The sequence below is a fragment of the Microvirga sp. VF16 genome (assembly GCF_016864375.1).
In the GTDB taxonomy this organism is placed as follows: Bacteria; Pseudomonadota; Alphaproteobacteria; order Rhizobiales; family Beijerinckiaceae; genus Microvirga.
Window position 1 is genome coordinate 871,156 of the sequence record NZ_CP069355.1, and the last position, 26,085, is coordinate 897,240.

General features: G+C 58.8%; 16 protein-coding genes, 3 pseudogenes and 1 riboswitch. Of the genes and pseudogenes, 14 read left to right on the top strand and 5 right to left on the bottom strand.

Annotation, left to right across the window (positions count from 1 at the left end; genetic code table 11):
* The first annotated feature begins 248 nt into the window (after nucleotides 1-248).
* From JO965_RS29515 to JO965_RS29530, 4 genes are all read left to right on the top strand, one after another.
* Nucleotides 249-1,208 carry an aminotransferase class IV gene (locus JO965_RS29515; RefSeq protein WP_203444476.1) on the top strand — a complete coding sequence of 320 codons (960 nt, stop codon included), beginning with the start codon at nucleotides 249-251 and terminating at the stop codon, nucleotides 1,206-1,208.
* Nucleotides 1,209-1,515: 307 nt separating this feature from the next.
* Nucleotides 1,516-2,709: a glycine C-acetyltransferase gene (locus JO965_RS29520; protein ID WP_203444477.1), complete on the top strand. Its 1,194-nt coding sequence runs from the start codon at nucleotides 1,516-1,518 to the stop codon at nucleotides 2,707-2,709.
* Between the two features lie 329 nt (nucleotides 2,710-3,038).
* Nucleotides 3,039-3,135: riboswitch (glycine riboswitch) on the top strand.
* Nucleotides 3,136-3,288: 153 nt separating this feature from the next.
* The gene (locus JO965_RS29525; protein ID WP_203444478.1) at nucleotides 3,289-4,560 is read left to right on the top strand and encodes a D-amino acid dehydrogenase; all 1,272 of its coding nucleotides are present in this window, start codon (nucleotides 3,289-3,291) and stop codon (nucleotides 4,558-4,560) included.
* Nucleotides 4,561-4,767: 207 nt separating this feature from the next.
* The gene (locus JO965_RS29530) at nucleotides 4,768-6,987 is read left to right on the top strand and encodes a malate synthase G (protein ID WP_246776949.1); all 2,220 of its coding nucleotides are present in this window, start codon (nucleotides 4,768-4,770) and stop codon (nucleotides 6,985-6,987) included.
* Between the two features lie 760 nt (nucleotides 6,988-7,747).
* Here the strand turns inward: JO965_RS29530 and JO965_RS29535 are convergent.
* The 5 genes and pseudogenes from JO965_RS29535 to JO965_RS29555 form a co-directional block, all read right to left on the bottom strand.
* Nucleotides 7,748-8,128, bottom strand: a complete 381-nt coding sequence (locus JO965_RS29535) for a RidA family protein (RefSeq protein ID WP_203444480.1) — start codon at nucleotides 8,126-8,128, stop codon at nucleotides 7,748-7,750.
* A 106-nt stretch (nucleotides 8,129-8,234) separates the two neighbouring features.
* Nucleotides 8,235-9,316: pseudogene (locus JO965_RS29540) on the bottom strand (IS5 family transposase); the annotation flags it as partial.
* Between the two features lie 58 nt (nucleotides 9,317-9,374).
* The gene (gene ltrA, locus JO965_RS29545; protein WP_203444482.1) at nucleotides 9,375-10,868 is read right to left on the bottom strand and encodes a group II intron reverse transcriptase/maturase; all 1,494 of its coding nucleotides are present in this window, start codon (nucleotides 10,866-10,868) and stop codon (nucleotides 9,375-9,377) included.
* A complete protein-coding gene (locus JO965_RS49555) occupies nucleotides 10,865-11,494 on the bottom strand; it encodes a transposase (RefSeq protein WP_203444483.1) in 630 nt (209 codons plus the stop codon). Before JO965_RS49555 ends, ltrA (JO965_RS29545) begins: the two co-directional genes overlap by 4 nt.
* 284 nt (nucleotides 11,495-11,778) lie before the next feature.
* Nucleotides 11,779-12,966, bottom strand: a complete 1,188-nt coding sequence (locus JO965_RS29555) for a M20 aminoacylase family protein (protein ID WP_203445548.1) — start codon at nucleotides 12,964-12,966, stop codon at nucleotides 11,779-11,781.
* 327 nt (nucleotides 12,967-13,293) lie between these two features.
* On the opposite strand from JO965_RS29555, the gene JO965_RS29560 reads away from it, so the two are divergent.
* The 10 genes and pseudogenes from JO965_RS29560 to JO965_RS29605 form a co-directional block, all read left to right on the top strand.
* The gene (locus tag JO965_RS29560) at nucleotides 13,294-13,749 is read left to right on the top strand and encodes an Lrp/AsnC family transcriptional regulator (RefSeq protein ID WP_203444484.1); all 456 of its coding nucleotides are present in this window, start codon (nucleotides 13,294-13,296) and stop codon (nucleotides 13,747-13,749) included.
* A gap of 88 nt (nucleotides 13,750-13,837) precedes the next feature.
* Nucleotides 13,838-14,035, top strand: a pseudogene (locus JO965_RS29565) (transposase); the annotation flags it as partial.
* 98 nt (nucleotides 14,036-14,133) lie between these two features.
* Nucleotides 14,134-15,759 carry an amidohydrolase family protein gene (locus JO965_RS29570; RefSeq protein WP_203444485.1) on the top strand — a complete coding sequence of 542 codons (1,626 nt, stop codon included), beginning with the start codon at nucleotides 14,134-14,136 and terminating at the stop codon, nucleotides 15,757-15,759.
* A complete protein-coding gene (locus JO965_RS29575; protein WP_203444486.1) occupies nucleotides 15,756-16,733 on the top strand; it encodes a GTP-binding protein in 978 nt (325 codons plus the stop codon). Before JO965_RS29570 ends, JO965_RS29575 begins: the two co-directional genes overlap by 4 nt.
* Before the next feature lie 14 nt (nucleotides 16,734-16,747).
* Nucleotides 16,748-17,704, top strand: a complete 957-nt coding sequence (locus JO965_RS29580) for an ABC transporter permease (RefSeq protein WP_203444487.1) — start codon at nucleotides 16,748-16,750, stop codon at nucleotides 17,702-17,704.
* 431 nt (nucleotides 17,705-18,135) lie between these two features.
* Complete coding sequence (locus JO965_RS29585; protein WP_203445549.1) at nucleotides 18,136-18,885, top strand: ABC transporter permease; 750 nt, start codon at nucleotides 18,136-18,138, stop codon at nucleotides 18,883-18,885.
* Nucleotides 18,882-20,516 carry an ABC transporter ATP-binding protein gene (locus JO965_RS29590; protein WP_203444488.1) on the top strand — a complete coding sequence of 545 codons (1,635 nt, stop codon included), beginning with the start codon at nucleotides 18,882-18,884 and terminating at the stop codon, nucleotides 20,514-20,516. The genes JO965_RS29585 and JO965_RS29590 overlap by 4 nt, the downstream gene beginning before the upstream one ends.
* Nucleotides 20,517-20,848: 332 nt before the next feature.
* Nucleotides 20,849-22,432 (top strand): ABC transporter substrate-binding protein, encoded by a 1,584-nt coding sequence (locus JO965_RS29595; RefSeq protein WP_203444489.1) that lies wholly within the window; start codon nucleotides 20,849-20,851, stop codon nucleotides 22,430-22,432.
* 1,137 nt (nucleotides 22,433-23,569) lie between these two features.
* Complete coding sequence (gene ltrA / locus JO965_RS29600) at nucleotides 23,570-24,889, top strand: group II intron reverse transcriptase/maturase (RefSeq protein ID WP_203444490.1); 1,320 nt, start codon at nucleotides 23,570-23,572, stop codon at nucleotides 24,887-24,889.
* A 338-nt stretch (nucleotides 24,890-25,227) separates the two neighbouring features.
* Nucleotides 25,228-26,082, top strand: a pseudogene (locus tag JO965_RS29605) (IS5 family transposase); the annotation flags it as partial.
* Between the last annotated feature and the right edge of the window lie 3 nt (nucleotides 26,083-26,085).

Here is a 26,085-nt window from a genome sequence, read left to right on the forward strand (position 1 = left end):
TGTCACGGCGGGGCGTCGAGCCAAGATCTTCCTGCCCGGGGTAGAAGCAATTTCAGCTTTCTGACTCGGTACTTCCGTCGCGGATTGCAGCCTCTTGAGCGGCCCTCGAGGCAAAGACCGCGCAATGAGTAGACTTAGTGGTCATGATCCGAAGCCATCGCAGGCGTCGAGAGGAGGCCACGAAAGTTGGCCAGGTCGGTCCTTTCCGAGCCGGCCTGACGTAATAACGGATTGGAGGATGAAAAATTATGACACTTGCAGCGACAGAGCACTCTTCTGCACTTCCAGTTGTCGACAAGAGCCACGAGGACCGACGCAAGTATCCTCACGGGGTTGCGTTCATGGACGGACAATACCTGCCGATGTCCGAGGCCAAGGTATCCGTGCTGGACTGGGGCTTCCTGCACTCAGACGCGACTTATGACACAGTGCATGTATGGGATGGCCGCTTCTTCAGGCTGGATCTGCACCTCGACCGCTTTTTTCGAGGCGTCGAACGTCTACGTATGAAGCTGCCTTACGATCGCTCCGAGATTGAGACCATCCTAAGCAATTGCGTTGCATTGTCGGGACACAAAGCGGCGTACGTTGAAGTGATCTGCACCCGAGGCACGTCTCCAACATTTAGCCGCGACCCGCGGCAGTCTGAGAACCGCTTCATTGCATTTGCCGTGCCCTTCGGGTCGGTGGCCAATAAGGAGCAGTTGGAAAGGGGACTGCATATCGCCATTAGCGACACCGTGCGCATCCCTCCCAAGTCGATCGACCCGACGATCAAGAACTATCACTGGCTCGATCTGGTAAAGGGTCTTTTCGATGCTTACGATCAGGGAGCCGAGACGGCGCTGATCTTGGATACCAACGGGCACATTGCCGAGGGACCCGGCTTCAACGTGTTCTTGGTCAAGGACAAGCAGTTGAAAACGCCTGCGTTCAGCGTGCTGCCAGGCATAACGCGTCAGACCGTTTTCGATCTCTGCGACGAACTTGGCCTCTCGGCGACGGCGGCTGACGTGACCTGTGATGAGCTCAAAGGGGCTGATGAAGTCTTCATCACCTCCACGGCTGGCGGCATCATGCCAGTAACGCGCATCGACAGCACGTCGATTGCTGACGGACAGGTCGGAAGCATTACCCGCCAGCTCATGGATCTTTACTGGAAGAAACACGCGGATCCGGCTTGGTCGACGCCAGTATCCTACCCCTGAGTTCGCTTGTGGATGGCCGGCTTCCATTGCCCGTCCTATGATTGTAGGACGGGTGGGCGGAGACTGGCCTCTATGACACCGAGCGGCTACGGCACATGAGCGCTTCTTTGAACGGTCATGTGAAGTCACAGATGACGATCAGTGGTGAGCCCTTGGCGTTTTATTCGAGGAGAAGACTTTGCCGGAGGGCGTCATGGAAGCAGTTCCGAACCTGAGGCAGGGGCCAACACGCAGTCCCCTGCACCATACAGAGACAGTACGCGCCAAGCCACAGGCCAGCGAACTTGCGTAAGACGGAGCCACGGACATGACTAAGACAAACCCTCTGGTCGCTCACTTGGCTGAAGAGCTCACCGGCCTCAAGTCCGCCGGGCTATACAAGTCCGAGCGTGTCATCACCTCAACGCAATCGTCCGAGATCGAGGTCGCAGACGGCAATAGGGTGTTGAACTTCTGCGCCAATAACTACCTCGGTCTCGCCGACAACGACGAGCTGCGCGCAGCCGCCAAGGCAGCACTCGATCGCTATGGCTACGGCATGGCGTCGGTGCGCTTCATCTGCGGCACGCAGGAAGAGCACAAGCAGCTCGAAGCACGTATCTCGTCCTTCCTTGGGATGGAGGACACGATCCTCTATTCGTCTTGCTTCGACGCCAATGCAGGCCTGTTCGAAACGCTACTCAGTGAGGAGGATGCAATAATCTCCGACGCCCTGAACCATGCGTCGATCATTGATGGCGTACGGTTGTCCAAGGCGAAGCGCTTCCGCTACGCGAACAATGACATGGCGGCACTCGAGGAGGAGCTGAGGAAGGCCGAGGGCAGTCGGTTCAAACTAATCGCGACCGATGGCGTGTTTTCAATGGATGGCATTATCGCCAACCTTGCAGGCGTTTGCGATCTCGCCGAACAGTACGGGGCAATGGTTATGGTTGACGATAGCCATGCGGTTGGCTTCGTCGGTCGCCACGGTCGCGGTTCTGCCGAGTACTGCGGTGTTGAAGGTCGCGTCGACATAATCACCGGAACACTCGGCAAAGCGCTCGGCGGCGCTTCAGGCGGCTACACTTCAGGCAAGCGAGAGGTGGTGGATTGGCTGCGTCAACGCTCACGCCCCTATCTGTTTTCCAACACTCTGATGCCGGCCATCGCTGGCGCGTCGCTGAAGGTGTTCGACCTCGTCGAACAGGGCGGTGCCCTGCGTGAGAGGCTGTACGCCAATGCGGAACGCTTTCGATCGCAGATGACGAGAGCAGGCTTTACGCTGGCGGGAGCGGGCCACCCAATTGTCCCCGTGATGTTGGGTGAGGCGAGTCTCGCCCAACAGATGGCCGAGAAGATGCTCCAGCGCGGCATCTATGTGATCGGGTTCTCCTTCCCTGTTGTGCCAAAGGGGCAAGCCCGCATCCGAACGCAAATGTCCGCGGCACATTCAAGTGCCGATATCGATCGTACTGTCGATGCCTTCACTGAGGTGGGCAAGGAACTGGGTGTCATCTGACACCCAGTGCGAGCAGTCTCGCGCAACTCGAGAGCAGGGCACCGCTTTAAGCCGCGTTCTATGCACCTTGATCGGTATACATCGTGTTGTTGAATTGGAAGGTTTTCTGTAAACAAGTGTTATCATTTTCCATTCCTCGGCTAGCTTCGTGAAGACCAAAGAAATATCTTCTGTAGTAATATCCGTATGACTGCGATAAAATCATAAGGATATCCTGTGATGTCCGCATCAAGCACTGTTTTTAGCAGGAATGATGGAAAAAATACTTTAGTAGCATCTTAAACTACTTGCGTGCTTGTTCAGTTCGTGCAAACGTCTACGTGTCCATTCAAGGCAATGCGGGAGAGTCTAACCTGCGGTGACGCGGATTAGCGCCGACGGAGCAACCCCCCGGAATCTCTCAGGCTCAAGGACTGTATTGCTGGACAATCTGGAGAGAGGCGGCGGTGCTGCCCACCGAAGGGGATACCGATCACCGGCACGGTGCTCGGTTAAGCTCTCAGGTACCCGAGACAGATGGGGATCAGTAAGCCGGCGTAGCCGCGGCTTAGATGTTCCACTGCTATCGGGAGTACTTATATGTCTCATATCACGGTTATCGGCGCCGGCATTGCTGGTATCACGACTGCTTATGCGCTTTTACAGCGCGGATATGACGTCACGGTCATCGAGCGTCATCCGTATTCCGCAATGGAGACATCTTTTGCAAATGGCGGACAATTATCAGCCAGCAACGCAGAAGTGTGGAACCACAGTTCAACCATCCTAAAAGGCCTGCGCTGGATGTTGCAGAAGGATGCACCCCTTCTGTTCAACCCCAAGCCAAGCTGGCACAAGCTTTCCTGGGTAGCCGAATTTATCGCGCAAATTCCGCACTATAGGCGGCATACCGTCGATTCGACGAGGCTCGCCATCCAAGCGCGTCAGCACCTGTTCGACGTCGCCGAGCGGGAAGGTATCGAGTTCGATCATGAGCGCCGCGGAATCCTTCATATCTATCACGATCGCGCTGGTTTTGATCACGCCGCCTCGGTCAATGAGTTGTTGAATGAAGGTGGCCTTGATCGGCGCGCCGTGACTCCCGAAGAAATCAAGGCCATCGAACCGACACTGCATGGTGATTTCTACGGCGGGTTCTTCACACCGTCGGACTCTACCGGAGACATCCATAAATTCACCCAAGGATTGGCTGCCGCCTGTGCCCGTCGGGGAGCACGGTTCATCTATGACGCGGCTGTTACGGGAATTGTCCATACCGCCAGTGGCATTGATGTTGAATATCTGCCGCAAAGTCCGGTGCAGGCATATACGCGGGGTACAGCAGTCGATCGTGTGTCGACCGACGGCATCGTGATCTGCGCTGGGACTGCCAGCCGGCAGCTTGCAGCTCTCCTCGGGGACCGGGTCAATATCTACCCGGTAAAGGGCTACTCGATTACTGTCTCGCTTGATTCGAGCGCGAGTCAGAATAATGCGCCTTGGGTGAGCCTACTGGATGATAAGGCCAAAATTGTCACGAGCCGTTTGGGGACTGATCGCTTGCGCGTTGCCGGCACTGCAGAATTCAATGGTTACAACAAGGACATCCGAGCCGATCGGATCCAGCCTTTGGTTGATTGGACGCGGGGGCTGTTTCCAGAGATCGAAATGTCGAAGGTCATCCCATGGTGCGGCTTGCGCCCGATGATGCCCAACATGCTGCCAATCACGAAGGCCAGCCGCCGGCCTAACGTCTTTTATAACACTGGGCATGGACATCTTGGTTGGACGCTATCGGCCGCTACCGCCGAGATTGTGGCAGAGATGATCGGGCAGAAAATCCGACCGGATCGCGTCGTGAACGCTGCGTGACAGTCTGGCATCAGGCAAGGTGGCTCTCTTGTGAAAAGGTCTGACGCCACGACTGCCTGAATCGCTTGGATGAACTAGGTCTGACAGGAGGTCGGAGCGGAAGCTCCGATCTCGCCGACGGAATGATGCTCACATCACGTCTTCGCATCGCCAGCAACGCCTCCATAAGGATTTGAAATGCAGAGTGAATTTTTCGAAACCGCTGGCATGCGTATTGCACCTTCCTTGTACCACTTTATCGAGCGGGAGGCGATTGCCGGCACGGCGCTGTCGACTGCCGCGTTCTGGAGCGGACTGGCCGGCCTTGTGAGGGAGTTCGCCCCGCGCGACCGCGAACTGCTCGCGGTCCGAGACAGGCTCCAGGTGCAAATCGACGAATATCATCGCGCCCGCAAAGGCCAGCCTTTCGATCAGGCCAGTTACGAGCAGTTCCTGCGCGACATCGGCTATGTGCTGCCGGAGCCCGAGGACTTTTCGGTTCAGACGCAGCATGTGGACGACGAGATCGCCCGCATTGCCGGCCCTCAGCTTGTGGTGCCGGTGTCGAATGCCCGCTATGCGCTCAACGCCGCCAATGCCCGTTGGGGCAGCCTCTACGATGCCCTCTACGGCACCGATGCGATCCCGGAGGATGAGGGTGCCACCCGCTCGGGCGGCTACAACAAGGCCCGCGGCGCCAAGGTCGTGGCCCGCGCCCGCGAGGTGCTCGATCAGGCGGCCCCCCTGGCGGGCGGCAGCCACAGGGATGCCGCTTCCTATACGATCCAGGGCACGGCCCTCATCGTCACGCTTCGGGACGGCACCGAGACGGGCCTTGCCGACCCGGCCCAGCTCGTCGGCTATCAGGGCGAGGCGGCAAGCCCCTCATCCGTGCTGCTGCGCCACAACAACCTGCATCTCGACATCCGGATCGACCGCTCGCATGCCATCGGCGCCGAAGACCCGGCGGGCATCGCCGATGTGGTGATGGAATCGGCCGTCTCCACCATCATGGACCTAGAGGACTCGGTCGCGGCGGTCGACGCCGATGACAAGGTCGAGGTCTACCGCACCTGGCTCGGGCTGATGAAGGGCGACCTCGTCGAGAGTTTCGAAAAGGGCGGGCGCGTCGTCGACCGCAAGCTCAATCCCGATCGGGCTTATACGAGCGTGAACGGCGGCGAGATCCGCCTCCACGGGCGCAGCCTCATGCTGGTGCGCAATGTGGGTCACCACATGTTCACCGATGCGGTGCTCGACGAGGCCGGCGAGGAGATCCCGGAGACCATCCTCGACGCGGCCGTGACCTCGCTCGTCGCCATCCACGACCTCAAGGGTGCGGGATCGCTGCGCAACAGCCGCGCGGGCTCGGTGTATATCGTGAAGCCCAAGATGCACGGGCCGGACGAGGTGGCGTTTGCCAATGACCTCTTCGCTGCCGTCGAGGATATGCTGGATCTTCCTCGCAACACCCTCAAGATGGGCATCATGGACGAGGAGCGGCGCACCACCGTCAACCTCAAGGCCTGCATCAAGGCGGCATCCGAGCGCATCGTGTTCATCAACACCGGCTTCCTCGACCGCACGGGCGACGAGATCCATACCTCGATGGAAGCCGGTCCCATGATCCGCAAGAACGACATGAAGTCGACTGCGTGGATCAAGGCCTACGAGGACAACAACGTGGATGTGGGCATGCTCTGCGGCCTGCCCGGCAAGGCGCAGATCGGCAAGGGCATGTGGGCCGCGCCTGACAAGATGGCCGACATGCTGGCTCAAAAGATCGGCCACCCGCAGGCCGGCGCCACCACCGCCTGGGTGCCGTCGCCGACCGCCGCGACGCTCCATGCGCTGCATTATCATCAGGTGAGCGTGCCGGCACGGCAGGAAGAGCTGAAGACGCGTTCGCGCGCAAAGCTCTCCGATATCCTGACCATTCCGGTGTCGCAGTCCAATTGGGCGCCGGATGCGGTGCAGCAGGAGCTCGACAACAACTGCCAGGGCATTCTGGGCTACGTCGTGCGCTGGATCGACCAGGGCGTCGGCTGCTCCAAGGTGCCGGACATCCATGACGTGGGTCTCATGGAGGACCGGGCGACGCTGCGCATCTCCAGCCAGCACCTCGCCAACTGGCTGCGCCACGGCATCGTCAGCGAGGATCAGGTGATGCAGACCCTGCGCCGCATGGCCGAGGTGGTGGACCGGCAGAATGCGGGCGATCCGCTCTACCGGCCGATGGCACCAGGCTTCGACGGTTCTGCATTCCGGGCGGCCTGCGATCTCGTGTTCAAAGGCGCGGAGCAGCCCAACGGCTACACCGAATACGTGTTGCATGAGCGCCGTCGCGAGGCGAAGGCCGCAGGCGCGCTGGACCGCATCGACGAGAGCGGCGTTGCAATGTCTCAGGGCAGAAGGGCATGGAGTTCGCTTGCAAAGATGTCGTCTTGAGCGACCTCTTGCATCGAAGGCTCCGTCAGCAGTAGTTTTGCTCGCATACTTTCTTTGCGGCGAGCTACGCATGTGGCTGAGCACTCCCGAGATGTATGATGTGAGCGCATTCGTACCGAAGGAGGTGGCGAAGGTTCGCCCTGCTTACGGCCGCCGCATTTGCCGGTTTACGATGACAATCGAGAGTGTTCTTCTTCTCGCTCGCACATACAACAGGGGCATGCAAGCGCCGCAGCTCTCACATGAGGCATACTGTATTGCAAATAGGCGCCCTGCAGCCGATATTGCTAGTGGCTGATTTCAACACGGCATTGCTTTCTTCCTCCCGGCGCTGCCGTGTCGGCCGTTCCCTCTGGAAGGTTTTGGCTTATTTGTCAGACCTCTACTTTAGCCGGGCTTCGAGCCCGGCTTTTTTATTTGCATAGCCTAGCTGCGAGCGTGTGTTAGCAGACAGCTTGATAGCAGGAACTTCATATATAACTGTGGCTCCACCGGTTGGTCCGATGGAGCATCGATGAACAAGGTGAGGAATACATGTTCCCGATTCGGTAAGGTGCTTTGGTTTGCGCCTCATGGGTCAGCTCGCCGCCAATTTAATGTGGTCGGACCTTCAGGAAGGCTAGATGCGCGATCGGCATACCGCGTGACGACTTCACGTTGACCCGCGCCTGCTCCATCAGCTGAGAAGTTATCCAAGCGATAATGACGGAGTAACGCCTTGCTGCCGCGCTGGCTCATCCCTCGCAGCGGCGCTGTGCTGTCAGATCAGGGCGATGACAGCTTCGATCTCGACCTTCGCGCCTTTCGGCAGCGCCTTTACCTCGTAGCAGGCACGAGCGGGGTAAGGAGTTGAGAAGAAGCTGGCATAGATGCGGTTGACCTCTGTGAAGTCGCCGAGATCAGTGAGCAGGACGGTTGTCTTCACCGTCTTGGACAATTCGGTGCCGGCGGCCTTTGCAATTGCCTCAAGGTTTTTTAGGCACTGCTCGGCCTGTTCGACCGCGTTTGCCGAATTGAAATCGCCTGTGGCTGGATCGATCGGCAACTGTCCGGAGACGAAGAGTAGATCGCCGACCTTGATGGCCTGGGAATAGGGACCGACTGCGCCCGGCGCATCTGTCGTTGAAACCTGTTCGATCAAAAGATCCTCCTTCGTTCGATGTTGCTGTTGTGGGTCAGGCGTGGCGGCTGTTTGCATGGGTTCCATGCCAGATACTAAATAGTCGGCCCTGAACAATGCAGTTTGTTCAGGCGGCAATTGGGTTCCAGAGATCGCGGGAAGTATCCGATTGCGCGGATGATCCCATGAGAACCGCCATGAGCCAGGCGACACAAAGCTTGAGCCAGTTCAGGATCAGCCGCAGATTGTGCCCGGAGGCCACCAGTAGCGCATTGATCGCATCGCCGGCGGCTCCGAGCAGGTGATTGCGTCCCAGCCGCCCGTCCGCCTTCATGTGCCCGATCATCGGCTCAATCGCCGACCGGCGTCTCAGCTCCCGTCTGATCGTTGGCGTGAGCCCTCGCCGCTGACGGGCGATGAACACGCGCTCCTTGTGCACATAGTCGTGCCCGCGATAGCCCTGGTCGACGTAAATGCGTGCGGGCTCTACGCCGGTCAGTGCCACGACCTGATCCATCGTCCTGCGGAGCGTGTGACCGTCATACGGGTTGCCCTCCAGCGATTTGGACGCGAGCACGAAGCCTTCGCGGTTCGTCACCGCCACAGCCACCTTGGAGCCGAACTCGTACGGGCGATGCGCCTTGCCTTTGGCGATGCACACCACCTCGGGCGCATGCAGGCTGTACACCTTGTTCTTGCTCGTGCGCTCCTGCACCAGGAGGCGCTCCGTCAGCCCCAGCAGAGGAGCAAACCGGATCGAGAGCTCCACATCACCGGCGACTTGGCGGACCACATCGCGGTAGACCCGCCCGAGATAGGTCTTCAGCCGCTTCAGTTCGCGGCGCATCCGCCGCATCTGACGGGCATGGGCGTAGCGGCCGACCTGCACGGCCGCTCGTTTGGCCAATCGCGTGTGGGCCTGACGGAGCGTGAGACCGCACTTCTTGGCCTGCCGCACCAGAGCCAATAGGGCTTTGAATACAGTTTGGCGTCAGTGGGATGGGTGATCGCCTTGGGCTGCACGGTCGTATCGACACTGATCCGCTCCAGGCTCGACGACCGCACGGCGCCGCTCTCCAGCCCGGCCTGGATGGTGGCGGCCAGCAGCGTCTCCAGTCCTTCTGGGCCAAGCCGTTTGCGCCAGCGGGTGAGCGAGCTCGGATCGCACGGCAGCTCATGCTGGAAATACTCACAGCCACAGAACCACTGTTCGCGGTAGGGATGCCTGTTGCCAGGCACCCCCCGCACAGATCCGAACGTGCCCCATTCAGGCATTCGGCTCCCACCTCGGGTGTGTGCCGGCAAAGCGCTGGTCGGGCCAGGGATGAAGGATATGGGGCATCGGCAGCCATGCGTCGGCAATCTGCATCATCCGTTGCCAGTTCATCCCGTCTTTCTGGCTCCGTCGGCGCAGCGTTTGTCGCCACGCTACAGTCACCCGGTGACGGAACTTCTGTAACGATCGCATGTTGGTGGGCACCGCATGATAGGCGAAATAACCCGTCATCACGGACTTCAGCCACTTCCCTTGCTCGGGAATGGAAGCGTGCATGTGCTTCCGCAGCTGGTCCTTGATCGCGCGCAATCTGTCTCGCATCCGGTCCGCCCTGGTCCGGCGATGGAGCTGAAAGCGCCCCTGCCGTGACCGGCCGCAGATGAACACAAACCCGAGAAACTGGAACGTCTCCGGCTTGCCAAGGCCCCGTCGCTGCCGGCGCTCGCTCGCATAGCGACCGAACTCCAGCAGCCGGGTCTTGTCCCCATGAAGCTCGAGTCCAAACTGCTCGAGCCTTTCACGCATCGCGTCCCGGAATCGCCGCGCGTCGCCTTCGTGCTCGAAGCCGACGATCACATCATCGGCATAGCGCACGATGATGACCTTGCCGTTGGCCTGTCGCCGTCGCCACTGCTCGGCCCAGAGATCGAAGACGTAGTGCAGGTAGACATTGGCGAGCAGAGGCGAGGCCCCTGATCCCTGAGGTGTCCCCATGTCACTCACGCTCCATTCTCCCTCATCCAGAACGCCCGCCGTGAGCCACTTGAGCACCAGGCGGATGATGCGCTCGTCGCCGACCCGATGCCTCAGGAACCGGAGCAACCACATTCGGTCGATCCTGTCGAAGAAACTCCGGATATCGGCGTCGAGAATCCAGTTCACGCGCATGGCATTGATGCCAACCGACAGCGCATCGAGCGCATGGTGCTGACTGCGCCCTGGCCGGAACCCATACGAGAACCCGAGGAAATCCTCCTCGTAGATCGCGTTGAGCACTCTGACCACGGCGCGCTGGACGATCTTATCCTCCAGAGCGGTTACGCCTAGCGGTCGCTGTCGGCCATCCGGCTTCGGAATGAACCGCCGCCGAACCGGCTTCGCCCGGTAGCTGCCACGATGGACCCGGCGATGCAGATCCTGAAGATTGGCCTCCAGGTTTGCCTCGTAGTCCTGCCATGTCAGGCCATCCACCCCGGGCGCAGCCTGACGCTCAAGCGCCTGGAACGCCTCCCGGAGCAGATCAACGGTGACATGGTGCATCAACGCGGTGAACTTCTCCTTCTTCCGCAGCCTTGCGGCCTGCCGGACACGGTCCAGCCCCGGTGACACGCTGGCCCGGCTCTGTGTCCGGTGCGTGCGTGGATGGCCCGTGTTCCCCTCGGTCCTCGCCCTTGGCTCCGCCCCCTCCGCCGCCGGTGTCCCAGCTTTGTTCGGGGACCTCGTTGCTACTATAGCGAGGTCAGACTTCTCCGGTTCGTGCATCATCGGCTTCGGCTCCTCGCCTTCCCGATGCGGGCCGTCGGCTGATACGCACACCGACGGTCAAGCCGGAGATCTCCCGGTTCCCGCGCAAAGAGCGTGCGTGCATGCCAGGGTCTGCGACCACGCCGGATTCCCGCAGCCCTTGCGGTAACGGGCTGTGGGATGTTGCCTTCCACGTACTGGAGCGTGTCGGCATCCGGGATAAGAACCCTATCGTGGCTCAATGGCTGGCCTGCACGTGCCCCTGCCGACGCTTCGACGACAGCCTCGCGGCTGCCTTCGCACGGCTCGGGGTCGATGTGGGTCGCTACTCCTTCATCGCGGTGGACTTGCACCACCTGCTCTTTGCCGGTCTCCCGGCGCTCCCAGTACGGGTTCTCGATCCAGCGCTGCACTACCGCCTCATCGGACAGGTTGAAGGTGTGCTGGAGATACGACAGCCCGACCATCAACCGCGTGGGTTTAGCGGGCCGTCCGAGTGGGCGATAGAAGCGGCCGAACTCCTGGTCAAAGCCGTCCCAGTCGATCAGACTGGCCAGGCGAAAGAGCTCGTGACGCTGATCCAGGATCTGATCGAGACGGCTGCGGTAGAGATCGCCGGAGCTCGGCATCGTCGGCTTGGGTCCCATGGCAAAACACCGGTTTTGAGTGGGGCACTTCCCAGATGCCGGCATTCTACAATGCTTTGCGAAGACAAAGAATCCTTCAACCTCAATCAGTTGTGGGTTGTTCAGGGCCGACTAAATATAATGGAAATCGTTGGAGTAACCGCGTGGAAACTTGTGGACTGGGCGTTCTCCAGGTTCGACATGCTCGACTGCTGATGCAAACAGGACGTTTTGGCCTCGCTAGGGGGTAGCTCTGTCATTGTGGCCCACCTCACCCCCTGTATTACCTACGCAGCTGTGCGGCCTTACTGACGGGTTAGCAGTACACGTTCATCCCCCAGCTCAGACTTAACTAGATTCACCCAATAGCCGATGCCGTATGGGATCGCCTCATCGTCGAAATCGTAGGCTGGATTATGAACCGGAGCCGAACTGCCATTGCCGAGGAACACTAACGCGCCCGGGCGTGCTTTGAGCATGTAGGCGAAATCTTCCGAACCCATTACAGGTTTGATCTGGTCATCAACGGCTCTGCCAACACTCCGCGCGGCCTGGATTGCAGACTTTGTGGCTTCGGCATCGTTGAAAGTCACAGGAACCGACCTGCGGTATCTGAAGTCAATTTCGGCACCGTGAGCCATTGCAATGCATCGAGCTACCTCCTCAATGCGGCGCTCGGCGAAATCGCGCAATGCCGGCGAGAGTGTCCGGACGGTTCCCGCCATCTCAGCTTGGTCTGCAATAACATTGTATGCGAAGGACGCACTCTGCTTGGTCACAGATACAACCAGCGCATCAAGCGGGTCGGTACTGCGAGACACCAGAGTCTGTAGACCTAAAACGATCTGGGCTGCGGTTGGGACCGGGTCAACCGTCAGATGTGGAGCCGCCGCATGGCCGCCTTTGCCCCGCACCACGATGTCGAAGTCGTCCTGTGACGCCATCAGGGATCCTGCGCGTAAACCGAATTCGCCGACCGCGATTCCAGGCCAGTTGTGCATTCCGTAGACGCGCTCGATGTTGAAGCGGTCGAGAAAGCCGTCTTCGACCATCTTAAATCCACCGGACGGCAGTTCGACTTCCTCAGCGGGCTGGAAGATGAGGGCAACAGAGCCCTTGAAGTCGCGGTTGCTCGCCAGATATTTCGCTGCTCCCAGTAACATCGCGGTGTGGCCGTCGTGACCACAGGCATGCATTTTGCCGTCGAATTGCGAAGACCAGGGTTTGCCGGTGCTTTCCTGGATCGGAAGTGCATCCATGTCTGCCCGCAAGCCGATGGTCGGACCCAACCCGCCTTGGCCCTGGATGATCGCGACGATACCGGTTTCGGCAATTCTGGTTTCGATGTGATTTACACCGAATGATGCAAGCTTCTCGGTTACGAATCGGGCTGTTTCATAAACTGCGAAATCCAATTCGGGATTCCGGTGCAGGTGTCTGCGCCAGTCGGTAACTTCAGCTTGAAGGTGCCGGAAGTGTTCGACCTGAAGCATCATCGCGTCTCCATTCACCCCAAAACAACATGATTACTTGCGATATCTCGTCCGCACGCGGGGTCGCGAAGGCAAACCACTCTCCACGACCAATCTGACCACGATGCAGAAACCTTGGCAGGCTACACAGCAACAGGAACCTGCCAGAACAGAGTGACCTTTGCGTTGCAAACAGACGTTTAATTTGAAACAAATCGCGCATCATCTTTGGAAAGACGAGATTTTTTGTCGGCCTCATAGGCCTCTAATGGGTGTTTGAGATACCGCAACCTTCGCGCCGATCGTAGGCAATAAGTAACGAAGGATCAAACTGGAGCTGCATGTTACATGCTGGACGATCTAGATCGGCGCCTCGTCGCCGTCCTCCAAAAGAACAACCGTCTATCGTTTGCCGAGTTGGCAGAGATCGTTGGCTCTTCAGCGGCGTCGTGTATGCGTCGCGTCAACAAGCTTCGTGCAGACGGCGCAATAGTCGCCGACATATCGCTGGTTGATCCAAAGGCCCTGGGGAAGTCACTTACTGTTGTTATGAACGTAGAACTCGACCGAGAGCGTTTGGACCTCGTCGATGAATTCAAGCGCGCTATGCGAGCCGCGAAGGAGGTCACTCAGTGCTATATGGTGACCGGTGATGCTGATTTCGTTCTGATCGTAGCAGTTGAAGACGTGGAAGCATTCGACGTATTTGTTAAGACCAAGCTGTACACCAATCCGAACGTCCGTAAATTCAGAAGTATGATTGCACTCGATCGTGTGAAGTTCGAGCCCCGCGTCTTGGTATAAGTTTGTCTCAGAACCCGTCCCGAAAATGGTTGAGTGGTCAAGACCGCTATGATTCCAGAAGGGTGCTGAAGCCTGATCTGGAACCGCAATGTGGACCCCGACCACCCGGCGGCAGTATAGCCGCGACGGCTTGCGCTACGAAACCGATTTGACCAATGCAGAATGGGCTTTGATCAAGCCGCTTCTGCCTGAACCGCACGCCCGCGGCCGCCCTCGGCGCTGGTCCTGGCGCGAGATCCTCAACGGCATCTTCCACGTGCTGCGCAGTGGCATCGCTTGGCGGATGACATAGCGAAACTCCCGAGACGCGGCTCTGTTGACATTCCTCGTCCCCCAGTATTAAGTATCGAAAATCGAGAATAATGCCGAAAACCGGAGTTTCAAATGTCCGATAGGATCGTTCCACCCCAAGGAACCCCCGCCGGCGACGAAGAGATAATTGTCAACATCGCCCGCGGAATGCCCCCGATCACGCCCGCCTCCGGTCGCGACCGCGGTGTGGGGCCATTCCCTAGAATGGTGCTTCGCGGTGCAACGGTCATTGACGGCACCGGAAATCCTCCAATAGGCCCTATGGACATCGTGGTCGAGAACGGGCGCATAACCGAGATCGTGTGCGTCGGTTATCCTAAGCTGCCAATCGACCCCGAGCGCCGCCCACCTCAGGGGGATTTCGAGATTGACTGCCACGGGAAATGGGTAACTCCAGGGTTTATCGATTCCCATGTACACATCGGTCACTTTGTCCACGCAGCGAATGGAGAGCAGGCACCGGCCGAATACCACTATAAACTTTGGTTGGCACACGGCATCACGACCGTCCGTGATGTGTGGGCGGCAAATGGGCTGGGCTGGACGCTGCAGCAGAAAGCTGCCTCTGAGGCTAACGAGATCGTCGCGCCGCGCATCTTGGCCTATGCTGGCTTTCCATCGAGCGACGAGTACCTGAACATCATTCACACGCCGGAAGAAGGGCGCGCCTGGTTGAGAGGAATCGCGGAAAGAGGCGCAGACGGGGTCAAGTTCTACGCCGCCTCGCCTGCAATCCTCAAAGCCGCCCTTCAAGAGGCGAAGGAGCTTGGGCTGCGCTCTGCCTGCCATCATCCACAAATGGCACTGTCAAGGTTGAACGCCCTGCAGACAGCCAGCTGGGGGCTCACGAGCACGGAACATTTTTACGGCGTACCCGAGGCCATGTTCGAACGAACCAGCATTCAGCCATACCCGGCCAACTATGATTTTATGGACGAATACTGGCGCTACAGCACCAGCAGCCAGAACTTCATTCACGCGGCTGAACCCGGCAGCGCAAAATGGAACGAAACGCTCGATCGCTTCCTCGAACTCGACCACACGTTCGTCCCCACTCTTGCCATCTTGGAGGCAAACCGTGACTTGATGCGGGCGAGACGCGCTGACTGGCACGACAAATACACCCACAAAAACCTGTGGGACTTTTTTGAGCCGCAGCGCCAAAACCATGGCTCGTACTGGTTTCAGTGGTCGACACGGAACGAAGTCGAGTGGAAGGAACATTTCCGTCGTTGGTCCAGGTTCGTATACGACTATGCAAAGAAAGGCGGCCGCGTTTGCCCGGCTAGTGACGCGGGATTCCTTTACCAGATCGACGGCTTCTGCTTCATCCGCGAACTCGAATGGTTCCAGGAGGCTGGGTTCCACCCTCTTGAGATCATCCGCGCTGCGACGCTTCATGCCTCAGAGCTTATGGGACTGGCCGACGACATCGGCACTGTCGAGGTCGGAAAATGCGCCGACCTGCTGGTTCATCAAGAGAACCCGCTCGAGGATCTTAAATTCCTTTACGGAACAGGCGCGCTACGCCTTAATGACACGACGGGTCGGTCAGAATGGCGGCGCGGCCTCCAGTACACAATCCGAAACGGGATAGTCTACGATACGGCCGAACTGCTGGCGGATGTGCGTGAGATGGTGGCGCAGAGTTGGGCTGGCGCGAACATTGATACCTTGCTCGGTCAGGACAACGCATGAACGTCAATGCCAAGCAATCGTACCCGCAAATTTTTCTGCTGACGGGTTTTCTCGGAAGCGGAAAGACTTCGCTCATCCTTGACCACCTGCAAGACTCGGAGACCGCCAACACCGGCGTCATTGTCAACGAGGTAGGGCAGATCGACGTAGACGGTGCGCTCATCACGACTGGGCGAACTGGGCTTCCCATCGCTACACTCGACAACGGCTGCGTATGCTGTTCACTCAACAGCGACCTGCCAAACGCCATCCTGGCTCTACTCGCGGAGAGGGAAGCGGTGGGAGGGCAACCGTTCGAGCGCATCATCATTGAAACAAGCGGCCTGTCGAAGCCTTCTCCAATTCTGCGATCGCTCCTCGATATTAGAATGCCTCTCCGCACGACAGTGTTATCGACCTATGATAGCCAACAAGGGCCTGATGCGGCGGCCCGTTTCGAGGAGGCCGTCGCCCAGCTGGCAGCCGCACAGACTATCGTCGTCACCAAAGTTGATCGCGTTGATGAGCCTGCATCGCTTCGAGCCAGCGAAGCCGCCGCCTATCTAAATCCGCTTGCGACGGTAGTGAACGAGCGCGACCGCTCGCAACGAGCCCGGCTTGCCTTTGCCAATATTCTAAGGCCAGTTCGATCGAGTTTCCCCATTGTTGCGCGCCAGGATCCCCATAACTTCCAACATACCAGGGTAAAGGTTTTCCTGATCAAATTTGAAGAGCTCCAATGGGAGCAATTTTCCGAGTGGATTGAGAATCTGGTCGGATACTGCGGTGATCGCCTGTTGCGGACGAAGGGATTCGTTCGGATGGAAGGGCGTCAGATCCTCATTCAGGGAGTTGGAGGGACATTTGATCCTCCGCGCGAGATCGCCGATGGATTGGAGCGGGAGGACGGACTGGTCGTTATCACGCGCGACATAACGCGAGAGGACTTCTCCACGATAGAGCCCCCGCTGAAGCTGCGTGTGCATGGATTGTAAGCGGGCATGAGATAATGAAGCACATTCTTCAGTTGATTGCCAAGCGGATAGCCTTCGGCGCCGTGACGCTCTTCATCATTTCCCTCATCCTGTTCGTTGGCGTCGAGTTGCTGCCCGGCGATGCCGCGCAATCCATACTCGGTCGGAATGCCACTCCCGAAAATGTTGCCGCCTTGAGGGAGGAGCTTGGCCTAAACCTGCCTCCCGTTGAACGCTATCTTAGTTGGCTTGGCGGAATTCTGTCGGGCGACCTTGGCCGATCAATAGTTACGAAGCGCGAGATTTCTGATCTTATCGGCACTCGCATCTGGAACACGTTATTTCTGGCAGGCTTTGCTGCCTCAATCGCCGTGCCGTTGGCGCTCGGCCTCGGAGTGCTGGCTGCAATTTACCGGAACTCGATCTTCGATCGCACGGTAAACGTGGCGGCGTTGATATCGATCTCGGTTCCCGAGTTCTTTCTCTGCTATGTCTTCATATTGTGGCTGAGTGTCAGTCTGGGTATCTTCCCAAGCATTTCCAAAATTACACCGGACCTCGACCTCTTTGAGCGGACCTACCGCACAATTTTGCCCGCGGTGGCGCTGACAGTGGGTGTGCTCGCGTACATGATGCGCATGACTCGCGCAACGATAACGAACCTTTTAGCGCGCCCCTATATCCAAATGGCCCGCCTTAAGGGCGCCTCGCCGGGTAGCATCATCATCCGGCATGCGCTTCCCAACGCGTTAGCACCGATCATCAATGTTGTGGCCCTGAGCTTGGCTTATCTGGTCGTCGGCGTGGTAGTGGTGGAGGTCATCTTCCTCTATCCCGGAGTCGGACAACTGCTCGTGGACTCCGTCGCCCGCCGCGACGTGACGGTGGTACAGACCTGCAGCATGTTCTTTGCGCTGGTCTACGTTCTCCTCAACCTGTTCGCCGACATTCTGGCGATTGTCTCTAACCCGCGCCTTCTTCATCCGCGCTGATGTCAGAGGAAATGAGCATGACCGTGAAGGCGATCGCGAGGATGAACCAGCCAAGCCGTTTCGTGTTCTGGCTTGCGTTTCTTGTTACTGCGGCGTTCCTAGCTTTTCTCGCCGTCGGCACGTCGGCGCAAGGTGGTATACCGGCGGCCTTTGGAGTCTTCGTGTTGGCCGTCGCGCAACTCCCGCTTCTCGCACTCATTTTTCTCCGGGCGGGCACGACTTCGACCGCGCCTGCAATCCTGGTCGCGACGCTGATCTATGCGGCCGGCGCGGCAATCTTGGGGGGTCGCTTCACGGCATTCGCCGGCTCCTGCGTCCTCGGGTTGATCGCCCTTCAGACGATCGTGTTCCTCGCCGTCCGTTATAGGCGGTCACTTGCAAAGGCACCGCCCTCTGCGCTGTTCGGCTTGACCGTCACGGCTGCCTATCTAATGGTCGCGGCGCTGGCGCCAATCTTGGCGCCGTACCATGAGACGAGCGTTGTCGGGGTCAAATACGCGCCGTGGAGCTCCGAATTCCTGCTTGGGACAGACAACGTGGGTCGCGACATGCTGAGCCGACTGATCTACGCGACACGTAACACCCTCTTAATCGCCGCCGCAGCGACCGCACTGGGTTTCCTGGCGGGTACTGTGACTGGATTACTGGCCGCCACAGTCGGTGGGTGGGTCGATAATGCGTTGAGCCGCGTCGTTGACATCATGATGGCCATTCCGCAATTGATCTTTGCGCTGCTGATCTTGACGATCGTCGGCACGTCAATCACGTCGCTGGTCGTAGTGATTGCAGTGGTCGACGCCACTCGCGTTTTCCGACTTGTGCGCTCGGTGTCCATGAACGTGCTGGCGCTCGACTTCGTGGAGGCCGCGTGGCTGCGCGGCGAAGGGCTCTACTGGATAATGCGGCGGGAGGTTCTGCCCAATATCATGGAGCCACTGATCGTAGAGCTCGGCATCCGCTTTTGCTTCGTTATTCTTTTCATTAGCAGCCTATCCTTCCTGGGTCTGGGTATCCAGCCTCCAACCGCCGACTGGGGTAGCATGGTGCGGGAAAACGCCGGCCTGATCATCTATGGCGACATCACGCCGCTTTTGCCGGCAGCCGCCATCGCCGTGCTCACCGTCTCAATCAACCTTGCGATGGACTGGTTCCTCCAAAAGTCGAGTGGATTGAAAGAATGAGCGAGAATTTTTCTGCCGGCACTCCGCTGCTGGAGATTGCCGGACTGCGCGTCGAGGTGATGGCGGAGCAAGGCTGGCGCGAAGTGGTCCACGGAGTCGACTTGATACTGCGGCGCGGCGAGGTACTTGGTCTGATCGGGGAGTCGGGTGCCGGCAAGTCGACGATTGGCCTTGCAGCGCTCGGCTTTGCTCGTAACGGCAGCCGCTTTTCGGCCGGTTCGATCCGCCTCGACGGTGAAGAGCTGATAGGCGCTTCTGAAAGACGGTTGCGCGCTTTGCGCGGTGCGCGCGTTGCCTATGTTGCGCAGAGTGCCGCCGCGTCGTTCAACCCAGCCCACAACCTGATCGACCAGTATGCCGAGATTCCCGTCGCACAGGGGCTGAAAACGCGACGGCAGGCTGAAGCCGACGCCCGCGAGATTTATGGCACCCTTTCACTTCCGGATCCGGATGGCATCGGCTACCGCTATCCGCATCAGGTTTCTGGCGGTCAGCTTCAGCGCGCAATGATTGCGATGGCAATGGCTTGCCAGCCAGAACTCATCGTATTCGACGAACCCACCACCGCACTGGACGTAACCACGCAGGTCGAGGTTCTGACGGCGATCAAAGTTATCGTCGAGAAGTTTGGCACCGCCGCGCTCTACATCACACATGACCTTGCCGTCGTTGCCCAGATGGCGGACCGTATCATGGTTCTACGAAACGGACGCAAGGTGGAGGAGGGCGAGACGCGGCGGTTGCTCGCCGCACCGCGCGAACCGTACACGAAGGATCTTCTTGGCCTGAGGGCTCCCAGTCGTAAGGCGATCCCACCAATAGCGGACGAGGAGCCCCTCCTGCGGATTGAAAATGTGAGCGCCGCCTATGGCAACTGCAAGGTTCTGCACGACGTGTCGGTCTCAGTCGGCCGCAAGCGCACTATTGCAGTTGTCGGCGAGTCGGGCAGCGGCAAGAGCACGCTCGCGCGTGTGATCACTGGTCTCCTCCCCCCATCGCAGGGTCGGATCGTTTTCGACCGCAAGCCGCTGCCGCCGCTAGCGCGACGGCGATCCCGCTCGCAGCTCAAGCGTATCCAGATGATCAACCAGTCGCCTGACATTGCGCTCAATCCACGGCAGCGCGTCGACGAAATCCTGTCCCGACCTCTGGAATTTTATCTTGGCCTGCGTGGAAAGGAACGCCAAAAGCGCATTAATGACCTGCTGCGCATGATCGAACTCGACGAGAGCTATGCGCTTCGCCTCCCGGACGAGCTTTCGGGCGGCGAGAAGCAGCGCGTGTGCATTGCGCGGGCGCTTGCTGCCGAACCCGAGCTTATCATATGCGACGAGGTGACGTCAGCGCTCGACCAGCTCGTCGCGCAGGAAATTCTCAGGCTGCTGCAACGCTTGCAGGACGAACTTTCGGTGTCGTTCCTGTTCATCACACATGACCTGATAACGGTCAAAGCGATCGCTGACGAGATCGTGGTCATGCAGGGCGGGCGGGTGATCGAACAGGGCGACCGCGAGACGGTTCTTGCGCCGCCGCACCATCCCTATACCAACCTTCTGCTGTCGTCCGTGCCGCAGATGGACCCGAACTGGCTGACGCAACTGCTCGCCAACCGAGGAAGCGCATCCGACTAGTATTTGCAACAGCAAATGCCGGCGGCTCCACCCAGAGGCTGTTGGCATGAATTTCAGGAGATGGCTCTTCGTTACGGCGTGCTTGAGCGGGGGCATTGCGACGAATGTCCAACCATTCCGAATTCGAGGGTGGCGATTACCAATCACGAGTCGCAGCTTATTGCCACCTCTTGGGATTATGCGACGCGGCCCACTGATCGACACTGCCAAACCGCTTACAACGCCTGGCTATTGACAAGTGTCCTTTAGAGAGTAGTCTCGATAATAGGGACAAATACCGAAAAACGGTACGCGAGTGATAATCAGTCTCACCACGGGAACAGGAGGAAGAAATGGATAAGTTGCACGAACTCGAACTGGATGCACGTCTTGGGAGGCTCGACCGACGCTCCTTTCTGAAGGCGGCATCCGCCTTGGGCGTGACCACCGCCCTGTCGCTACCGACCGCGAACCGCGTCTTCGCTCAGACGTCGAAAAAGGGCGGTCACTTCCGTCTCGGTACGTATGGTGGCTCCCCGACGGACACCTATGACCCGGGTACCTACACCGGCAGTCTGCGAAACGTCACGTTCGCTGTCTGCAACTATCTCATGGAGATCGACAGCCGAGGAGAAGCGGTTCCGGAGCTCGCGGAGAGCATCGAGACCGTGGATGGTGGCCTTCGTTTCATCATCAAGCTCCGCAAAGGCATTGAATTCCACAATGGCAAGGCGTTCGGCCCTGAGGACGTGATCGCTTCCTACAATCACCACCGCGGGAAGGGTTCGACCTCGGCGGTCAAGGGTCTTATGGCGCAGATTGCCGAGATAAAGGCAGACGGCCCAAGCACGGTCGTCCTCACCCTCTCGGCTCCCAACGCCGGCTTTCCCCCAATCCTGTCGGACTATCACTTGCCAATCTTTGCTGCCGACGGCGATCGCATCGACACGTCGAAGATGATTGGAACAGGCGGCTACATCATCTCGTCCTTCGACCCAGGCGTCCGTGCGACCCTGAAGCGCAACCCGAACTACTGGCGCGAAGGTCATGGCAATTTTGACTCCGCCGAAGTTCTGTGGATGGAGGACGTCGTTGCCCGCACAAACGCGCTTGTCTCAGGCGAGGTCGACGCAATTGAGGCTCCCGATCGGAGCACCGTCCACCTTCTGGCGAAGCGCAAAGGGATCAAGATCCTCGAAGTGACCGGCACAGAGTACTATTCAATGCTGATGTTCACAGACGTCGAGCCCTTCACCGACAACAACGTCAGGCTTGCGCTTAAACACGCGGTCGACCGCGAGGCAATTGTAAAGTCAGTATTGAACGGCTACGGCAAAGTCGGGAACGACAACCCGATTACGCCTGCGTATCGGTACTACAACGACCAGTTGGCGCAGCGTGTCTACGATCCCGACAAGGCGAAGTTCCTCCTGAAGCAGGCCGGCCATCACAGCCTCAATGTTGAGCTTTCAACCTCGGATGCGGCCTTTACCGGCGCAGTGGATGCTGCCGTGCTGTTCAAGGAGCAGGCTGCACCCGCCGGCATCAACGTGAGCATCAAGCGCGAGCCGAATGACGGATACTGGACGAACGTGTGGCAAAAGAAGCCGTTCGTCATGGGGTACATGGGCGGTCGCGCGACCGCTGACTGGATGTTCTCAACCTCGTTCGCGTCTGACGCGTCGTGGAACGACACCCACTGGAAGGACGAGCGCTTTGACTTCCTCCTGAAGCAGGCCCGTAGCGAGTTGGATGATGCCAAGCGCAAGGAAATTTACTTCGAGATGCAGCAGATCGTTCACGACAAAAGCGGCACGATCATCCATTCGCTTCCCAGTATAGTCGACGCGGTCACTGATCGGGTGCAGCACCGCTCCCTTGCCAGCAACTGGCCCCTCGACGGGAACCGCTGCATCGATCGCTGGTGGTTTGCCTGAGAGTTTGCTTAGAAGATCTTCTAAGAAGGGGCGTGGCCGATCGCTGCGCCCTTTCCCATTGTGCGCCGCTTTCCCACACTCCACCCCATTGCGCTCTCAGACTAGCGAACTGATCCAAACATAGTTTTTAAAGCAGACAACCATTCCAGTTCTGTAGGCCTCCGGTGCGGGTCACTGGATCACACCGGAGGGTTAGTGCACCAGCGAAACTGGCCGTCGATAGTCGATGAAAGTTCGGTACAGAAAAGGAGTAGCTATCCTCCTTGGCCCTGAGTCCTGCGGAGGCGTTCGTGAGGGCGACTTCGAAGCATTGACAGGACAACCGCAGGCCAGCCGTTGAGCCGCGAAATAGGAAATCTGGAGTGCCGACGCTGTTATCCTTAGCAAGGCAAAACGTTGGGCGGCATCTATCGCGAGCCACCCAACGGCTCGACGAGGTCGGAGACCCTGAGCATGCGGGGAACTTCTTCGCACAGGAACTGGGAAATCTTGTCGTCGCCTGAAGACGAACAGTCGTCGAGCCGGCTGGGGAAAAGCGAATGCCATAAGCCTAGCGTCACAGCCGACGAGAAGTCGGATGTCCGCGTAGTGTACGCTGGGCAGCGCGTGAATCAGGAGGGTTAAAGTCCCTTCGGTGCTCGAATGAGGAGGACCGTATCCGAAGACGGGGGTAATGCCTCGTTGGCCCCTTGCGAGAGCAATGGGAGGACAGGGTGTCCGGAGCGATCCGGAATCTGAAGGGTTTGAGGAGAAGTATCGGGCTGTAATCGAAGGGGCTACCCTACCGATGAACAGGTCGGCCAAAGATGGGGCAAGGTCGAGCCCGCACTATGGGGGCGAAGGCGTTACTCATTCACCCATCGTACCAAGGTGTTTGCTGGCGGCACGATACGGAAGATTCATGTGTGACCCCAGGAGGTCTGTCTGTGTCCCGGCAACAACCGGGTAAGTAACCCTATAAGCGCAAGCGAAGTGGGAAGCGATGCCCAGGCAGAAGTCGGAGAACGTAATAGTACCTGAAGCGCGAGACGAACAACTCGCGTGACCAGCGATGGCGAACCGGGAGTGGTTCGGGGAAGGACGTTCGTGAACGGAAAGAGGCGAAAAAGTCGAGATAGATGAGCAAGAAGTGTGAAGATGGACAGTTCCCTTTGTGAAAAACCCGAACGTCACGCTTCGAGGAGACTATCAGACCATCTTGTCCTCGAAGATCGAAAGCAGAAGGTCCACTCTCTGGTGGACAAGGTGTACTCACGCAAGAACTTGCGTCTGGCGTGGGAGCGCGTTCGCGCCAATCATGGAGCAAGCGGCGCGGATGGGGTGACCATCGAGGAGTTCGAAGCGAAACTGGATGAGAATCTGGACCGGCTTCATCAAGAGCTTCGCGAGGACACCTATCAGCCGCGAGCCGTGCGACGACTGGAGATTCCGAAAAGAGGAGCCCCCGGCAAGACCAGGCCGCTCGGCATACCATCTGTCTATGACAGGGTGTGTCAGCAGGCACTGGTCAACCGCCTGGAGCCAATCTTTGAACGTGTCTTCGATCCGAGCAGTTTTGGGTATCGTAAAGGTCGCAAGACCGCCGATGCTCTGACAAAGATCTGGCGCGAGGTGGAGAACGGAAACGAGTGGATCGTGGACGCGGATCTGAAAGACTTTTTCGGGTCTGTGGATCACGAAAAGCTCCTGACCCTGATCGGAAAGCAGATCGCCGACGGCCGAGTGCTGAAGTTGATTCAGCAGATGCTGAAAGCAGGCTATGAAGAACGGGGACAGAAGTTTGCGACTCCATCGGGAACCCCGCAAGGGAGTGTTGCATCGCCGTTGCTCAGTAATATCCTGCTAACTCCCTTCGACAAGGAGATGAGGCGGCATGGATATCAACTGACGCGGTGGGCAGACGACTGGGTGGTGACCTGCCGAACTCGATCCGAGGCGAAGCACGCCTTGGCGCGAGCAGTGAAGATTCTCGGGCAACTCGGCGTAACGATCAATCAGGCGAAGACCCGGATTGTTCACATTGCGCATGGCTTCGAGTTTCTCGGATTTAAAATCCAACGCGGGAAAGGCAAATTCCGTCTAGCCCACGACCGGATCAAATCCAAACTGAACCAGCATGGTCTCTATGCCATTCCCACACAGAAGTCGGTCGACCGATTCAAGGATCAGATCAGGGCTTCAACGCAAAGGAAGATACCTCTGCGTATGGGAGAATTGATCAAGACGATCAACCCGATCATCCGAGGATGGGGAAACTACTACTGTCGCTCCAACGTCAGGAAGCGCTTCCATCAGTTGGATCGGTGGATAATCCGAAGGCTGTGGTCGCATCGCGCCAAGCGATGGCGAAACGCATGCTGGAAAGAGTATCCCATCAGAAGGCTGCGGGACGAGTTCAAGCTGGTCAGCCTTGTCTGGCTGATACCTTCTCTTCAGATCGCGAAAGCCCGTTCATGAAAGCCGGGTACGGGAAAACTGTACGCCCGGTTTGTGCGGCGGACGGAGGCGAGCCCTTTGATGGGCGCCTCCTCCGACCCAACATCAATGAACGGCCTAAACAAAAGCGACGGGTCCACCCCATCGCTCGCGGAACGTCTGGAGGGAGTGGGTAGATAAGCATGCGTCGTCTGTGAAGAATCCCGATCCCATTGGAACGATTGGGATATTGGTCGTATCGCCAGCTTCGGATTTGCAGGATTGCGGGGCGACAGCGGTGGATTTCCTGCGTTTTCCGTTGCCGCTCCGGCCCGGGATCTGATTCAATCAGGAGCACTCCACCCGGCCGGAGTTGCGCCATGTCGACGCCGAAAGACGAGCGCCAGAAGGATCTGTTCCGCCCCGCCCTGGGCAGCATCATTGACCTGAAGCATCCGCTGGTGCTGCTGGCCCAGCGCATCGACTGGGCCTTCCTCGAGCGCCGCTTGGGTAGCGTCTACCGGCCAGGACCCGGTCAGCCGCCCTTGCCGGTGCGGCTGATCGCCGGGCTGATGATCCTCAAGCACATGGAGAGCTTGTCCGACGAGGCGCTGTGCGCCCGCTTCCTCGACAGCCCCTACGTGCAGTTCTTCTGCGGTGAGGTCAGCTTCCGCCATGATCTGCCGTTTGACCGCTCATCCTTGACGCGGTGGCGCCAGCGATTGGGCGAGGAGCATTTCACGGCCCTCCTGCAGGAAAGCCTCGCGGTGGCGTACCAAACTGGAGCTCTCGCGACCAAGGATCTCGAGCGGGTCGCCGTCGACACCACGGTTCAGCCCAAGGCGGTGGCTTACCCCACCGATGCCCGCCTGATGCACCGGGCTCTGATCAAACTCGTGGACCTCGCCAGGAGGTGTGGCGTCAGACTGCGTCAGAGTTATCGAAGAGTGGCCAAACACGCCCTGATCCGGATCGGCCGGTATCAGCATGCGCATCAGTTCAAGCGGGCGAACCGCGAGCTGCGGTTCCTGCGTGCACGGCTCGGGCGGGTGATCCGGGACGTGCGCCGCAAGATCCACGGCAATGCGGCTCTGGAGGAGCGCTTCGGCCCGCTGCTGGCCTTGGCGGTCAGGGTTCGGCAGCAGACCCAGCGCCAGCGCGGGCCCAAGGTCTACGCGCTGCATGCGCCGGAGGTGGAGTGCATCGGCAAGGGCAAGGCCCGCACGCCCTATGAGTTA

Bases quoted from the DNA above. Each gene is read 5' to 3' on its own strand.
- JO965_RS29515 (WP_203444476.1), top strand. From the start codon at position 249: ATGACACTTGCAGCGACAGAGCACTCTTCTGCACTTCCAGTTGTCGAC.
- JO965_RS29520 (WP_203444477.1), top strand. From the start codon at position 1,516: ATGACTAAGACAAACCCTCTGGTCGCTCACTTGGCTGAAGAGCTCACC.
- JO965_RS29525 (WP_203444478.1), top strand. From the start codon at position 3,289: ATGTCTCATATCACGGTTATCGGCGCCGGCATTGCTGGTATCACGACT.
- JO965_RS29530 (WP_246776949.1), top strand. From the start codon at position 4,768: ATGCGTATTGCACCTTCCTTGTACCACTTTATCGAGCGGGAGGCGATT.
- ltrA (WP_203444482.1), bottom strand. From the start codon at position 10,868: ATGATGCACGAACCGGAGAAGTCTGACCTCGCTATAGTAGCAACGAGG.
- JO965_RS49555 (WP_203444483.1), bottom strand. From the start codon at position 11,494: ATGGGACCCAAGCCGACGATGCCGAGCTCCGGCGATCTCTACCGCAGC.
- JO965_RS29555 (WP_203445548.1), bottom strand. From the start codon at position 12,966: ATGCTTCAGGTCGAACACTTCCGGCACCTTCAAGCTGAAGTTACCGAC.
- JO965_RS29560 (WP_203444484.1), top strand. From the start codon at position 13,294: ATGCTGGACGATCTAGATCGGCGCCTCGTCGCCGTCCTCCAAAAGAAC.
- JO965_RS29570 (WP_203444485.1), top strand. From the start codon at position 14,134: ATGTCCGATAGGATCGTTCCACCCCAAGGAACCCCCGCCGGCGACGAA.
- JO965_RS29575 (WP_203444486.1), top strand. From the start codon at position 15,756: ATGAACGTCAATGCCAAGCAATCGTACCCGCAAATTTTTCTGCTGACG.
- JO965_RS29580 (WP_203444487.1), top strand. From the start codon at position 16,748: ATGAAGCACATTCTTCAGTTGATTGCCAAGCGGATAGCCTTCGGCGCC.
- JO965_RS29585 (WP_203445549.1), top strand. From the start codon at position 18,136: ATGGTCGCGGCGCTGGCGCCAATCTTGGCGCCGTACCATGAGACGAGC.
- JO965_RS29590 (WP_203444488.1), top strand. From the start codon at position 18,882: ATGAGCGAGAATTTTTCTGCCGGCACTCCGCTGCTGGAGATTGCCGGA.
- JO965_RS29595 (WP_203444489.1), top strand. From the start codon at position 20,849: ATGGATAAGTTGCACGAACTCGAACTGGATGCACGTCTTGGGAGGCTC.
- ltrA (WP_203444490.1), top strand. From the start codon at position 23,570: ATGGACAGTTCCCTTTGTGAAAAACCCGAACGTCACGCTTCGAGGAGA.